The sequence below is a fragment of the Candidatus Methylospira mobilis genome, assembly GCF_009498235.1.
Taxonomy (GTDB): Bacteria; Pseudomonadota; Gammaproteobacteria; order Methylococcales; family Methylococcaceae; genus Methylospira; species Methylospira mobilis.
Map to the genome: position 1 here is coordinate 4,597,620 of NZ_CP044205.1, position 14,030 is coordinate 4,611,649.

13 protein-coding genes are annotated in these 14,030 nt (G+C 56.2%); 1 reads left to right on the forward strand and 12 read right to left on the reverse strand.

The window, feature by feature from the left end:
- Positions 1–149 precede the first annotated feature (149 nt).
- The 5 genes from mtaB to F6R98_RS21015 form a co-directional block, all read right to left on the reverse strand.
- A complete protein-coding gene (gene mtaB / locus F6R98_RS20995; RefSeq protein WP_153250752.1) occupies positions 150–1,448 on the reverse strand; it encodes a tRNA (N(6)-L-threonylcarbamoyladenosine(37)-C(2))-methylthiotransferase MtaB in 1,299 nt (432 codons plus the stop codon).
- 19 nt (positions 1,449–1,467) lie between these two features.
- Positions 1,468–3,741, reverse strand: coding sequence for a DNA translocase FtsK (locus F6R98_RS21000; protein ID WP_153251180.1), 2,274 nt, complete (start codon positions 3,739–3,741; stop codon positions 1,468–1,470).
- Between the two features lie 177 nt (positions 3,742–3,918).
- On the reverse strand, positions 3,919–4,887 hold the full coding sequence (locus F6R98_RS21005) for an ABC transporter substrate-binding protein (protein ID WP_153250753.1): 969 nt from the start codon (positions 4,885–4,887) through the stop codon (positions 3,919–3,921).
- Between the two features lie 19 nt (positions 4,888–4,906).
- Entirely contained in the window at positions 4,907–5,674 is a 768-nt protein-coding gene (zapD, locus tag F6R98_RS21010; protein ID WP_153250754.1) for a cell division protein ZapD, read from the reverse strand.
- 189 nt (positions 5,675–5,863) lie between these two features.
- A complete protein-coding gene (locus F6R98_RS21015; RefSeq protein WP_153250755.1) occupies positions 5,864–7,144 on the reverse strand; it encodes a hypothetical protein in 1,281 nt (426 codons plus the stop codon).
- 314 nt (positions 7,145–7,458) lie between these two features.
- Here F6R98_RS21015 and F6R98_RS21020 point away from each other — a divergent pair, with 314 nt between their 5' ends.
- Positions 7,459–7,941, forward strand: coding sequence for a Fe-S cluster assembly transcription factor (locus F6R98_RS21020; RefSeq protein ID WP_153250756.1), 483 nt, complete (start codon positions 7,459–7,461; stop codon positions 7,939–7,941).
- A 12-nt stretch (positions 7,942–7,953) separates the two neighbouring features.
- On the opposite strand, the gene hypB is transcribed toward F6R98_RS21020, so the two are convergent.
- The 7 genes from hypB to F6R98_RS21055 all read right to left on the reverse strand — a co-directional run bounded on the left by hypB (position 7,954) and on the right by F6R98_RS21055 (position 14,030).
- Positions 7,954–8,841, reverse strand: a complete 888-nt coding sequence (gene hypB / locus F6R98_RS21025) for a hydrogenase nickel incorporation protein HypB (RefSeq protein WP_153250757.1) — start codon at positions 8,839–8,841, stop codon at positions 7,954–7,956.
- Positions 8,842–9,183, reverse strand: a complete 342-nt coding sequence (gene hypA, locus F6R98_RS21030; protein ID WP_153250758.1) for a hydrogenase maturation nickel metallochaperone HypA — start codon at positions 9,181–9,183, stop codon at positions 8,842–8,844.
- Between the two features lie 5 nt (positions 9,184–9,188).
- Entirely contained in the window at positions 9,189–10,352 is a 1,164-nt protein-coding gene (locus F6R98_RS21035) for a nickel-dependent hydrogenase large subunit (RefSeq protein ID WP_153250759.1), read from the reverse strand.
- The gene (locus tag F6R98_RS21040) at positions 10,349–10,537 is read right to left on the reverse strand and encodes a rubredoxin (RefSeq protein WP_153250760.1); all 189 of its coding nucleotides are present in this window, start codon (positions 10,535–10,537) and stop codon (positions 10,349–10,351) included. The genes F6R98_RS21035 and F6R98_RS21040 overlap by 4 nt, the downstream gene beginning before the upstream one ends.
- The gene (locus tag F6R98_RS21045) at positions 10,534–11,388 is read right to left on the reverse strand and encodes a hydrogenase expression/formation protein (RefSeq protein WP_228125001.1); all 855 of its coding nucleotides are present in this window, start codon (positions 11,386–11,388) and stop codon (positions 10,534–10,536) included. The genes F6R98_RS21040 and F6R98_RS21045 overlap by 4 nt, the downstream gene beginning before the upstream one ends.
- 182 nt (positions 11,389–11,570) lie before the next feature.
- A complete protein-coding gene (lgt, locus tag F6R98_RS21050) occupies positions 11,571–12,392 on the reverse strand; it encodes a prolipoprotein diacylglyceryl transferase (protein ID WP_153250761.1) in 822 nt (273 codons plus the stop codon).
- A 9-nt stretch (positions 12,393–12,401) separates the two neighbouring features.
- The gene (locus F6R98_RS21055; protein WP_153250762.1) at positions 12,402–14,030 is read right to left on the reverse strand and encodes a cytochrome P450; all 1,629 of its coding nucleotides are present in this window, start codon (positions 14,028–14,030) and stop codon (positions 12,402–12,404) included.

A 14,030-nucleotide genomic window follows, 5' to 3' on the forward strand; every position in this document is an offset into this window, starting at 1 on the left:
AATAGGCTGTAATTACATGAAGTTAAAGTAGGTTTTTATTTGGGCGGATTGCAGTGCGCGCACAAAATCGCAAAGTGTGCAAGAGAATTAACAGGTTTATTACAGCCACTGGTGCAAATAACCCAACCACGGTGCGTCCGGCCAGGGAATCACACCAACATTTCAGCCAGCAAATAATCCTGTTCTGTCGCCAAAGCAGTAATCCGTACCGGTGTAATCGTATTTTCCAGCTGCCGGCCATCGGTCAAGAGCAAGGCCACGCGTTGATAGTCCGGCGTATAACCGGAAATTATGTCCAAGCCTGTTTGCTCTGGGGCGGGTTTAGCCTGTTCCCAAAGTATCTCTGCGATGCTGCCAAGCAGATGAGCTTGCGCTTGTGTTTTTTGCCGCTCGGCCAGCAAATGCAGAACCCGGCTGCGTTCGCGTTTGACAGTCTCGGAAACCTGATCCGGCAGCGTTGCGGCTTTGGTGCCGTTACGTAGCGAATAACTGAAAATATGGATATGCCCGAAGCCCAGCGCTTCGATAAACGCCAGGGTGTCCTCCCATTCCTGCCCGGTTTCGCCGGGAAAACCGACTATGATATCCGTGGTGATATTGATGCCGGGTACGGCGCTACGCAGCCGCTGAACCAATGCGGCAAAATCCTGGGTCTTGCAACGGCGCGCCATGCGCCGCAGCACGCTGTCGGAACCGCTTTGCAGCGGCAGGTGCAGGTGCGGCATGAAGCGGGGGTTCTGCATCAGCGAAAAAAAACCTTCGGGTATATCCCAGGGTTCCAGCGAGCCCAGACGCAAGCGCGGAATCGACGTTCTATCGAGCACCGTTGCAACCAATTCACCGAGATTAAGCCCCAGATCGCTGCCATAACCGCCCAGATGCACGCCGGTCAGAATAAACTCCTGTACGCCCTGATTATGCAGCCGGTTTATCTCTTCGACGATTTCGTCCAGCGTGCGGCTCTTTTCCTCGCCGCGCGCGCTGGTGACGATGCAAAAGGTGCAGCGATAGCGGCAACCGTCCTGCACCTTGATGAATGCGCGCTGACGACCGCGCTTGAACAGCGAGTTTTCGCCCGGTTCGGAAGAAAATGCCGGCATAGCCGCCAGATTCAGACGCTCAGCGGCTATATCGATCAGCCGGCTTTTTTCGGTATTGCCGATCACCAGGTCGACGCCCAGCGACTCAGCCACTTCCTGCGGATTGAGCGTCGCATAGCAACCGCTGACCACCAGCTTGGCGCCGGGCGCTTCGCGATGCGTGCGGCGGATAATCTGCCGCGATTTCTTCACCGCATCCTGGGTGACAGCGCAGGAGTTCAGCACCACCAGGTCGGCATCCTGATGATGCGCCACTATCTGATGTCCGGCGGCGTCCAGCTGCTGCGCCCAAGTTTCCAGCTCGGCTTCATTGAGGCGGCAGCCGAGGGTTTTTAAGTTAACGCGCATGAAAATATTCGCGCTTTTTCTAAACTTCCGGAGGCGGCGGCGCCAGCACTTCGCGGCTGCCGTTGGTTTCCGCCGGGCCGACGATGCCGGCGCTCTCCATTTCTTCGATCATGCGCGCGGCGCGGTTATAGCCGACCTTGAAGCGGCGCTGCACGCCGGAAATGGAGGCTTTGCGCGATTCGGTGACGAAACGCACCGCTTCGTCGTACAGGGCGTCCAGATCGTCGCCGCCGTCGCCATTGCCGCCGCGCGAGCTTCCGCCGCCTTCGCTGCCGTCTTCGGTAAAGCGGGTGATTTCTTCTATGTAATCGGCGTGTCCGGTTGTCTTCAAAAACTCGACGATATCGTGCACTTCCTGATCGGAAACGAAGGCGCCGTGCGCGCGCATCGGGATGCCCGCGCCCGGCGGTAAAAACAGCATGTCGCCATTGCCGAGCAGGGCTTCGGCGCCGCTTTGGTCGATGACGGTGCGCGAGTCGATGCGCGAAGAGACCTGGAACGACAGACGCGTCGGAATATTGGCCTTGATCAACCCGGTTAAAACATCCACGGAGGGGCGCTGCGTCGCCAGTATCAGGTGCAAGCCGGCGGCGCGCGCCTTCTGCGCCAGACGCGCGATCAGTTCTTCCACCTTCTTGCCGACGATCATCATCATGTCGGCCAGCTCGTCGATCACGATCACGATAAACGGCAGCGGCGCCAGTTCCGGCGGCCCGTCTTCGGTAACGGACAGGTTCGGTTTCCATGTGGGGTCCAGCAGCGGCGCGCCGTTTTTGATCGCGGCCTTTACCTTCTCGTTGTAACCGGCGAGATTGCGCACGCCGAGCTTGGACATCAGCGCATAACGCCGCTCCATTTCCGCGACGCACCAGCGCAGGGAGTTGGCCGCTTCCTTCATGTCGGTTACCACCGGCGTCAGCAGATGCGGAATATCGGCGTATATCGACAGCTCCAGCATTTTCGGGTCGATCATGATCAGCCGCACTTCTTCCGGCGTAGCCTTGTACAACATGCTCAGGATCATTACGTTGATCGCTACCGATTTGCCCGAACCGGTGGTGCCTGCAACCAGCAGGTGCGGCATTTTGGCAAGGTTGGCGACCACGGGCTCGCCGCTGATGCTTTTGCCAAGCACCAGCGTCAGCGGCGATTCGGCGTGCTGATAAACATCGGAAGCCAGCACCGAATGCAACAAAACCATCTCGCGTTCTTCGTTGGGTATTTCCAGACCGATCAGCGATTTTCCCGGGATGATTTCGACAACCCGTACGCTGGTTACCGACAGCGCGCGCGCCAGATCCTTGGCGAGCCCGGTGATGCGGCTGACTTTGATGCCGGCGGCAGGCTGGATTTCAAAGCGGGTAATTACCGGGCCGGGATGGATTTCCGCGACGGTAACCGACACGCCGAAATCGGCCAGTATGCTTTCCACCAGCCGCGACATGTCTTCCAGCGCTTCATCGCTATAGCCCTGGGTTTCGGGCGCCTGATCATTCAGTAAATCCAGCGGGGGCAACTCGCCGCTATGCGTCGGCGGCTGCAGGAAAGCGGAAGCTGCCGGTTTGGACACCACTGGCCTGGGTTCTGCCGGTCTGCGTTGTTCGACAGGCGCAGGTTTCGGCTTGATTTCCGGAGCCGGTCTGGGGGCGTGCACGGGCGCATGGACTTCGGCTTGCTCTTGAGTCTCGACAGGCGCGCTGCTCCGCTTGCTTGCCGGGGCAAATAGCGACAGAACCGCATTGATTACATACAGCGCACTTTTTCCGGCGATATCGATCACGCTTATCCAAGACAAACCGGTATACAGCGAAACACCGGATAAAAAAGCCGCTACCAGAAATGCAAATGCGCCGGTACGCCCGAAATTGCCGGTCAACAAATCTGCGACCGCTTCTCCCATAATACCGCCGCTGCCTTCGGGCAGTTTGACCGCGACTTTGCTCAGCTTCAAAGTGGCAAGTCCGGCGCCAGCGCTCAGCGCGCTCGCCATGCCCAGCCACTGCACGACATGGCCGGCAAAACTGCGCGGCATTCCACCATTCCCGCGGCTGACGGTATAACCGTAACCGGCAAGTAGAAAAGGCAGCAGCCAGGCTATCAGGCCCAGTTGCGTCAGACTGAAATCGGAAATCAGCGCGCCTAACGCGCCTCCGCCGTTTGCCAGCTTCCTACCGTATTCGGAATGCGACCAGCCTGCGTCGTTCGGGTTAAACGTGATCAATGCCACCAGCACAAACAGCCCGACGGCCGCATAAGCCAAAAAAATCGCTTCGCGCAGACCTCGTCCGAGCATTGCCCCTATATCCGTCGCCAGACTTTTTTTGACAGGTTGTTCCAAATGATCACCGCTCGATTCGGGTATATGTGTTACAGCGGGTATTTTTTATAACTGCGGCACTATAATCAAGTGCGGATACTCTTGACCAGATAAGACAAGACGTGCAGGCCCCCCGCTATTTGGGTGCCAGGGCTAGCGCCAGAAAATCGCTGCCGGCAATTCTTGCGCCGCGCCGGTCAATGACTCGCCGCCGGTTTCGCGCAGCAGCTGATAGATTTTACCGATAGCGGCTTTTTCAGGGTTTCCCCATTGATTGACGATACCGGCGCAATAGTCGCGCCTCAGTATTTTTAATATGTTTTTATCGTTTTCCTGGGTAAGCGGCGCGATTTTGCTCCAGGCCTGATCCGAACTGCACAGCAGGCTGCGTGCTTCCGCCGACGCGGCGATAAAGGCATCCAGCTCTTTGCTGTTTTTGAGCGCCCAGCCGTTTTTGAAAACATACCCGAGATTGGGTACGGCGACTTCTATTCCTAGCCCGCGTATCATGTCGCGCCCGTCGAGTATGCGCCGGTAGCCTTGCGCTTCCTGGCGCGCGGCAAAATGCCAGAAAGTGAGAAGTGCATCCAGTTTCCCGTCCTGCAACTGCTGATTAAGCAGGGGTGGCGCGGCAAAAACCGGTTGCGCGTCGCGTTCCAGATTCAGCCCTGCCAGGCGGGTCGCGTAGGTTTTTAACAACAACCAGTTTTTGTCCAGACCGCCGCCGGCGATTCCCAGCCGTTTGCCGCGCAAATCGGCCAGCGAGCGGACGGCGCCGCCAGCCGAAGCCATGATTGCGCCGGCTTGCGTTGAAAAAGGAATGAACTTGAAGTCTGCGCCTTGTTGATATTGGTGGGACACCCAAATCCAATCCGTTGCGATGATATCCAGGGTGTTGGCTTGCAGTCCGATTTTGCCGGCATCGGGGTTGGCGAGCAAATGCACGTCAAGCTCGACGCCATATTTTTTATCAAGTCCTTCGTTACGTATGGCCTCCAGTTCCCAGTTAACGGTTCCGAAAGTCAGCACGCCGATTTTTATGCTGCCGGATGATGCATCGGCCAGGACGGGTACGGACAGTATGAGTGCGATGAGTGCGGCGATGAATATACGTATCGACATGATCTATTTCCGGTGCCGGCTAAAAGGCGCAGCAGCTTAATGTGAATGAAATGCTTTTGGACGTTTGCGCAGGGCGTTCGTGTATGCTTGCATTCATGAAGCGGATGGAAAAGCGTTGCTTGCCTCCGCTAAACTCGGCGAAGTAGGGAAGCCGGTCATCCAGCTCGACCTGCAGCATCTGGAACGGTAATGCTGCATCCAGGGATTTCTGGAAAAAGCCGTTGTCCGCTTGCTCCTCAGTGATGTTTGCGCTGTTTCTTATCAGATGCAGCGAGAGGTCTACGGCTTTGCGCAGGGTATCGAGCGAACCGATCCAGCCTAGAAGATCCTGCCTGCGCAGATCGTCGTCTTTTCTTAGCCAGTAATGGTAGTAAGGCAAATCAAAAGCGCAGATGGCGCTGAGTGCGGTGCCTTTTTGGCCTACGGCCTTGAGCAGTTCGTTTTCGGCCATGCACAAGCCGATCTTGTTCTGATTCGAGTATAGCGCTTCGCTGGTTTGCGCTATTTCCGCCAATAATTTTTCAAGCGCGCCATGCTCTACTTCAGGGTTGTCCATCAGTTTTTCCAGTGAGCCGGTGTAGCGATCCAGCTCCTTGATGCATTCTGATTTCAGATCGACACGGCCTAAAAAACCAAGTAATTCGAGCAGGCTGCCGACGGTGGAGCTGCTTTCGAACTCGCTGTCGCCGCGCATGAAAAAATCGATGGTATCGAAAAGGCGTTCCAAGCGCAAAAATGCGCGTATACGCTCGTTAAGAGGAAACTCATATATGATAGGTGAACTCATCTTTGAGTTTTTCAATTGCTGTGGTTAGGTAAGCGCATTGGCTGTTAAAGCCACTAATCTTATTGATTATAGCGATTAATCTGGCGGAATTGGTAACTTTCGGCGGTCGGGACGGTGGTATTTTTCCGGCAGAAGGCGCAATTTCGTTGACACGGCGGCCAACGCTTGCGCCAGCGCCTGTAGGTGCGCTTATTTATAAAGCGGGCACGCATTCACTCTGTCTTCTATGAGCTGTTTAATTTCCTGAAACTCCGCTGATTCGACACTGTGGAAGCGCGTCTGAAAAGCGTATGAACTCAGATGCTCCGGTAAATCCAGAATACGAGGCATATAAATGGTTTCTTCTCTTGTTTGGCTGATTTTATTTTGAGTAGTGAGCGCATCTTTGGGGCTGCGCGTCGCCATTTTTCCAAACAAGGTGCCTGCGCGATCGGCGGCGAGATCGGTGAAACTGAAGCCGCTGCCGCTATGTATATCATTGATTTCTTTTGCAAATCCTATCATATCGGAAAGCGTTCGGTTGCCAGACATTGCCAGCGTGGCGGACAGCATGAAATGCTGAGCGGTGTCGACCCGCCGATTGAGCAGCGTGCCAAGACGCGGTAATGGCTCCGGTGCGGGTAATGTGCCATTGTCCGTCAACAGACTCCAGCCGTTTGCGTATGCGGTCAAAACCAGTATTAATGCACGGTTTTCTTCGACGGGATCGCCCAAGCTTGCAGCGGCTGTTTCCGTACGTGCCTTTGCCAGTTGAAACAGCGGCTGCATCAATGAGCCCAGGCTGATAAAGCGTTTCTTGCCGGATTGCGCTATGAGTTCCGCCAGCCGGTTGTGATAACTAAGCAAGCGATCCCTGTTTGCCAGGTCTGATTCGAGTTCCTGCGCCTGTCCCGTTGTTGAATTGTTCCAATGCAGTGTAATGCTGACCTGGTCGCTGCCGATATGAACGCCCTGTACTATCCGGGTGGCGAGGTCGTCATAGTGTTTAATCGAAGGAAATAGTCGCACTGCTTTCATCAGAACATAAACCAGCGGTTCCGGAATGACCAGGTGGCCGATATCCAGCCGTCTTATGATGGCGTGCGGCGTGTCGTCATCGGCGATCAGCGCAATATTGAGGTATATATTTTTTTGCTGCGTCGGCAATTTTATGGCGGCGCGAAACTCCAGGTGTTTTTCCTTGATGCGCGTTTCGATACGACCCGCCAGCTCTTTTTTCATGAGCAGAAAATTAGCGATGGCGGTAATGTCTTCCGCCGTTAATCTGAGTGAGCGTAGCGATTTTTGCTGCAAAGGATTTTCACTTGCAGGCTGCAGGTTGATATGCGGGGTAGGGAGCGCCAGTGGGTCCGGGTCGTTTGGAAATACCGAGGCTTTCCCCTGAAATGCCAGTTGTACCAGCAATAGTGGAAGTGTGACGAGCAGGCAGCCCGCCAGTAACGCTGTTTTGAAAAAGCGTCTTTCGTGCATGGTAAGCGCTGATTTAATGGTTTTTCCGGTAAACCTGAAGCAGGTTATTGATTTTATATTAAACGGCGTTGATCAATGTCGAAAAAAATCAGCGCTCAGCATGGTTTCAGCCGGTAATCTCTATTAAAACCGCATAGTCGGGGCCAGCCCGGCCTGCTATTGGCAGGTTTTGCTGGTTAATTATATCCGAGGAGCGGCGGGTCGGGCATTTTATGACTCCGTGGGCCTATAGGCTGCGCGGGTTGTTTATAATGTACTATTTTACTTGGTAATAGATGTTGTTGTATAATCATTTCAAATAATGAGGGAGTGCCGTGAGACTGACAACCAAAGGCCGCTATGCAGTTACCGCCATGCTTGACCTGGCATGCCATGCCGACGGGCGACCGGTTACGCTGACCGATATTGCGAAACGGCAAGCTATTTCCTTGTCTTATCTCGAGCAGCTCTTTGCCCGCTTGAGGCGGGGAGGCATGGTTGAGGGCGTACGCGGCCCCGGCGGCGGCTACCAATTGAGTAAAGATGCGTCCGAAATCAATATTGCAGAAATAGTCGCCGCCGTGGATGAGGCGATAGACTCGACGCGCTGCGGCGGCAAAGCCAATTGCCGGGGGGCGGAGCCTTGTTTGACGCATGAACTATGGATGGGGCTTAGTGAGCAGATCAGGCAGTATCTGTCGACGATAACGCTTGCGGATGTTTTGCAGCAGCGCTCGGCGCGAGGTGCGGAGTCGGCAGCTAACCGTCATGAACAACATGTCGAGGTAACCGCCCGCGTCGCGCTTGATTTCAGATAGCAGCGGAAATCGTCATAGCTGTGCTTTCACGGCTGCCGCCTGTTCAAGTTCGGCAATGCGGCTGTTCAGCAATGCCTGGCGTTTTTGTTTGATCCAATCGTACCATTGCGACAGTCCTTCACCGCCGGTCGCGGTCAGCTGAATAATGTCGGCCTCGGCATTCACCTGGCGCACATAGTGCAGACAACGCTCCAGATCGAAACTCAAATACGGCAATAAATCGATCTTGTTGATCAGCACCAGCCCGGCGCGATGGAACATGTCCGGGTATTTCAGCGGCTTGTCCTCGCCTTCGGTAACCGACAAAATCACCACTTTGGCGGCCTCGCCGAGATCGAACAAGGCCGGGCATACCAGGTTGCCGACATTTTCGATGAACAGCACGGAATGATCGGCCGGTTTCAGCGTGATTATAGCCTGTTCGACCATGCGCCCGTCCAGGTGGCAGCCCTTGCCGGTATTGATCTGTACTGCGCCTGCTCCGGTGGCGCGTATGCGCTCGGCGTCGTTTTCGGTTTGCTGATCGCCCTCGATCACATTCAGCGCATACTGGTTTTTCAGGTCTTGTATGCTGCGTTCGAGTAAACTGGTTTTACCGGAGCCGGGGCTGGACACCAAGTTGAGCGCGAGTATGCAGTGTTCGTCGAAATAGCGCCGGTTGCGCGCTGCGTCGGCATCGTTGCGGCCGAGGATGTCCTGTTCGATCTTGATGATGCGCGCCTGACTCAGGCCGCCGATGTGCAGACCGGCAGGCCCCAGCCCATAGTGGTGATGGTGGGAATGCCCGTGCGCATGGTCGTGAGGATGATCGTGGTTATGTTGATGATCGCCGTGATGATGTGCATGCGCAGTATCTTCCGCATGGCTGTGAGTGTCGCCGCAACCGCATACTGTACACATTTACTCTACCTCCAGAGCTGTAATTTTCAATTCCTCGCCGCCGGTAATTTGCAGCTGGTGTCCATCGCACAGCGGACAAGGCGCTTGATAATTGCCCACGGAGACCTGTCTGCTGCATTCGAAGCACCAGGCCGTTCCGGGAGTTTCGGTAATTTCCAGCACCGCCTGTTCGGCGGGGCCGTCCTTGCGCAGAAACTCGAAACCGAACTGCAAAGCCTCGGGATCGACGCCCGCCATCGGGCCTATCGCCAGACAGACCTTGCGCACGCGCGTAAAGCGCTGTTCGCGCGCCTGCGCGTCGATGATATCAATGATGCCCTGGCAAAGCGATAGTTCGTGCATGGCTGTTATTGTACGCCATGTTCGAGTAGAACATTAAACGCAACGCAAGGGTCCAGCGTTGCAACCCAGGCTTCTATCCGCCGTTGCAGATGTTCTTCATCACGGGCATCCTGGCCGGTCAGCGCGGAAGAGAGCAGGCCCAGTGGATGAAAGTTCCATTGCGTCGGCGCGATGATGCGGTAAGCGGCGATCAGTCCGTCACGCACTTCTACGCGATGCAGCAAACGACCGCGCGATGCCTCGACCTGCACCAGCGCCGTGCCGTTGGCCGCAGGCACCGCGCAGGCGGATAACTTGCTGCATGTGGGAAGCTGTCGAGGCAGGCTATCGAACAACAGGCGTATTTCCAGTAAACGCGCCAGACTGCGTGCGTATAAACCGTTGCCATGCGTGGTCACGGCTTCCCTGATCAATGGATGAACGGCCAGACGCGTGTAGGCATTGGTTTCACAAGGTTTGCCGCGCCAGTGGGGCGCGGCCAGGAACGCCTCGGCGTTTGACCCGCTCAGTACGGCTTCCAACTCTTCGGTTGCAGTCGATGGCAAGTGCTGGGTGTCGGCCTGACCAAATCCGGCCCACTCCGTTTGTGCGTAATGTTGCATGTAGCGTGCCGCAACACAAGCCTGGTCGCGTTGCCATTCGCCGACACCGGTAAGCGAAGGGTGGGTCCAGCCGAGAAAATCGCCCAGCATCGCATGCAGGCCAGACGACAATGCGCATAACGCCTGTTCATAGGCGGACGCGTCAGGCGCAAGCGTCCCATAGGGAAATTGATAGAGCGCGGAGCTGTCCAGCGCCTTGCCGAATGCCTGCGCCGCCGCCAACATCGCTTGCGGCAACTCGGGTGTGATCTCTCCCGAAGATAAGTTAAGCAGCAGGTTCAACGCATGCTCCTTGATGATTTCCACGCTGCCGGCTATGGCGCGAAATTGTCCGACTGCAGGTGGAGCCGGAGCCAGCAACGCCTGCTCGAACGCGTTGACTGCGGCGCGCTGATGCGCATGTCCGCACAGCGCAAACATCAGCGAGAACAACTGGATGGCCTCCTGCGGCGTTTTTCCGTACGCCAGCTTGTCGACCGTCTGCACGGCGCGTCCGTGCAGTTTGACCCCGGCGATCCTGCCGTCAGCTATGCCGCAACGAATCGATAGTTCGCTTTTGCGATTCACTCGCGTTCTGTCGCGTCCGCACAGGCCAGAAACACCTGCCTGGGGTTATCGCATTGCGGACAGCTCCAATCCGGCGGCAACTGCTCGAATCGGGTTCCGGCGGCAATCTGCGCACTGTCGTCGCCCAGTTCCGGGTCGTAGAGATACCAGCAAATCCGGCACTCGTAACAGCCTGAACGGCTCATGTTTCGTTTACCGTTTCCAGCTCCGCGCTTATGGACCGCAAACGTTCGAGCGTGTCTTCCAAGTCTTCGCGCGCGGCGAGGGCGACTTGGGGCATATCGGTGACTTCCAGCGTATTCAGTATTAACTGCTCGCCGGAGTTGAAATACTGCACCCACCAGACATGCGGAAAGCGCGTCAGGCTGATACGGCAATCGCCATAGCCGCGCGACAATATCGACAATCCGGCCAGGCCCAGCGTTTCCACCAGAAAAGCGTTGTCTTCCGGCGACAGCGGCAACAGGGACAGGTTTATGATTTCTTCGCGCCCGGCGGCAAACGCCCCGGACTTTGCGGACAGTTCATGGAGCAGGGCGGGGGCGTTCATGAGCCCGGTCGGAAAGGTTTGCGGCAATTCAGCTTTCAGATCCTGGGTTTTTGCTGTCGCGAGTATGATGCCGGGGATATCGCCTGTTTCCAGGTAATCCTGCTGCAACTGCCCTCCCTGTGCGATTTGCACATGCCAGACGCCGGTAAAAACGGCCTCATCGACCATTACACTTTGCCCGGATCGATCTGCCAGGATGCTGATTTCCCCGGTGCCGAGCAGTTCGCGCGTAAATTTTACCGTTGCGGCATCGTGCGGCGATAGATCGACAGGGGTGCTGCCGACGCCGTTTAAACAATTGACCAGCCCTTGTTTCAGCTGTGCCAGGATGTGGCGGCCATCTCCCTCGACGGAAACATCGTATAAGGAAGGCGCGGCAAAGGTATGCATCGCCTCCGGCATCGCTACATAGCGGCAATCGGGATCGTCGTAAGGGCTGATCGGCTCAGCGCAGTCGGAAGCTATTTCGAGATGTTTATCGAGCACTTGGTTCGCCCAGTTCGGTTAAATACCAGACATACGAGAATATTGGCGCAGTCCTTCACAACCGCCCGGCCAGTAAAAACACTATAAATGATTAACCGTTGACCTTCCAGCGATAGTTTTGCCGCAAAGCTGCGAAATCCAATCGGCTTTTGGCGTCCTGACAAAAAATCGGCTCGTCAGCCTTAATCGCAGTTCCTTGATTGAACGTCATTTTCTGTTTTATTCCAAAGTGCAGGCCTGAACATTGACCATACTCCGACCAAGATCGCCGGAACACTGAGCCATTGCCCCATACTCAGCGCCCAGGCGCTGTCCAGCGTGGACTGATCAGCCTTGAAATATTCCATGACGAAGCGCGCTCCGAACACCAGCGCCAGAAAACGCCCGAACAACAGGCCCGGAGGGCAGTTCGATGTATGTCGCAGGTAAAAACGTAGCTGCAAGAGAAAAATCAGCAGGTAACACAGCGCTTCGTAGAGTTGCACTGGATGGCGGGGAACCGCATCGATGCGCGTGAACACCACGGCCCAAGGCTGATCGCCGGGTTTTCCGAGGATTTCCGAGTTGCAGTAATTGCCCAGACGAATCAGAAAACCGCAAGCCGGCGCCCAAATGGAAATCCGGTCGCATATCCATAAAAACGGCTGCTCAGGAAAACGCCGTGCATACAGCCAAAGCGAAATCAGCACCCCGACTACGGCGCCGTGACTGGCCAGGCCTCCTTCCCATATCGCGAAAATCTTCGCCGGGTGCGCGAAATAGAAATCGGGATTGTAAAACAGCACATGGAACAGTCTGGAGCCGACCACAGTGCCGGCGATGATATGGAACAGCAGGTCGTGCACCTGATCGACAGGCTTGTTTTCGCGTTTGAATATCACCATGAAAAACGGCGTGCCCAATGCGAAAGTTGAAGCAAACAGCAGGCCGTACCAGTACACCGGCACTGTGGTGCTGCCGAAGTGCAGCGCAAACGCGACGGGGTCCGGATTCCAGGTCAGCATAGGGTAGTGCTAGCCGGTCTGAGTGATGCGGATTGCCTGGGTCGGGCAATATTTTTCCGCCTGCCGCGCTTTTTCCAGCAGCGCGTGATCGGCCTGCGCATCAAGCAGCGTAACGCGTCCTTCTTCATCGACATGGAAAATTTCCGGCGCTTCCCCCGTGCAGGCGCCGTGACCTTTGCAAAGATCCATATCGATTTCTACCTGAAAGCCGGCCGCTGCGTGCGGGCAACCTCCGGCAGCCTGGTGGTGTAGACCGGGCGATGCGTTGTCTGAGCTGGCGGTTGACGCGCGGTTATTCCGCTGGTAGCGGATCAAGCAGGGCGAGCCGGGCTCGACTACCATTTTTTTATAGTCGTCGCGGTAGCTTTCCGCGGGGGCTGACAGTTCGAAGCGGTAGCGCATCAGTAACACGCTGATGATGGCTTTGATCTGGAACAGCGCAAAGGCATTGCCGGAGCATTTGTGTCTGCCGCCGCCAAATGCCTGCCAGCCGTACAGATTGCGGTCTTCGCCGCGTTCGGGCGCATACCGGTCGGGGTCGAATTGCTCGGGGTTCGGAAACAGCTCGGCGCTGCGATGTGTTACCGAAGGCGCGGCGCAGACAAACTGTCCCGCCTTGATCACAAAATTCTTTACGCGAAAATCCTTGACGACTTTGCGCATCAGGATGATCAACGGCGGGTGCAGTCTCAGTACTTCCCTGATTACATTTTCCAGGCGCGGCATCTGCCGTAACGATTCGAAGGTGACCGGGTTGCCGTCGCCGAACAACCCTTCCAGTTCCTGTTGCACCGCTTGCAGATGTTCTGGGTGACGCAGCAGTTCGATCAATACCCAGGCGGTAGTGCCTGAGCTGGTGTGGTGGCCTGCAAATACCGCGGCGATCAGCATGCCGGTGATTTCGTGCGCGCTGAGTTTGCTGCCGTCGTCGTAGCGCGCGTCGATCAGCGCCTGGAAGACGTTGGTCGACTGTTCCCGGCTGTGCGCGCGTTTTTCCATGATGGCGGCCACCAGCTCCTGCAGGCGCGCGCGCGCGCGGTCCCTGCGCTTGAATACCGGCAGCGGCAGGTAGGGGAAAACATAGGCTACCGGCTGTATGCCGTGTTCCAGATCGTGATAGATTTCGGCGAACTGCTCGTTGAGCTCGTGGCGGAATTCCGATCCGAGCAGACAGTGGCTGGAAGTATAGATGGTCAGCAGTTTGGTGAATTCCAGCAGGTCGAGTTGCCCGCTTTCGCCCCAGTTTTGAATCAGTCCTTCGACTTCGGCAACGATGGTGTCGGAATAGGTGCGCATCGGTTTGTCGCGCAGCGCCGGCATCAGCATTTGCAATTGCTGGTTTTTACGTTCGATCGGCGCATCGAACACCACGCCTTTTCCGAATATCGGCGTCATGATTTTGTAGGCCGGCCCTTGATCCAGCACATCGTCAGGAGCTCGGTAAAACGCCTCGCTGGCTTCGGCGCCTGTCAGCAATACCATGTTCTGATGAAACATTTTGAATTCGGCGACATCCCCGAGCCGGGCGCGCAGTCGCATCATGAAGTCATGGGGGTTCTTGCCGAAGTCGAGTATATGTCCGAGCAGCGGCAGCGAGCCGCTCAGTTTGGGCGGTGTCAGGGCGTCTTGATTATTCAT